Below are 252 nucleotides of genomic sequence, written 5' to 3'. Positions count from 1 at the left end.
GCCATTTCAGGTCTTCCAGCGTATTTTTTGTCCCCGGCAGTACGATCAGATCCGGCTCTCCAAACTGGGAAAGACTCCGGACATAACGCACCGAGATGTCCTCGTAGCAGGAAAGGACGTTCAGATCGGTGAAATTGGAAATCCTCGGAAGATGGATGGCAGCAATGTCAACCCTTCCCTTCCCTTTTGTATTCTCAAGCCTCTCGCTTAAACTGTCCTCGTCATCCAGCTCCAACGTTACATATGGGATCA

Annotated in this window: 1 pseudogene; it reads right to left on the bottom strand. The window is 50.0% G+C overall.

Annotated elements, in window-relative coordinates:
• Positions 1-252: pseudogene (locus HJY11_RS13660) on the bottom strand (cobyric acid synthase); the annotation flags it as partial.

Origin of the sequence: Bittarella massiliensis (ex Durand et al. 2017) (assembly GCF_017566145.1) — a bacterium.
GTDB classification, from domain to species: Bacteria; Bacillota; Clostridia; order Oscillospirales; family Ruminococcaceae; genus Bittarella; species Bittarella massiliensis_A.
This window is presented reverse-complemented; position numbering and strand designations above follow the sequence as displayed.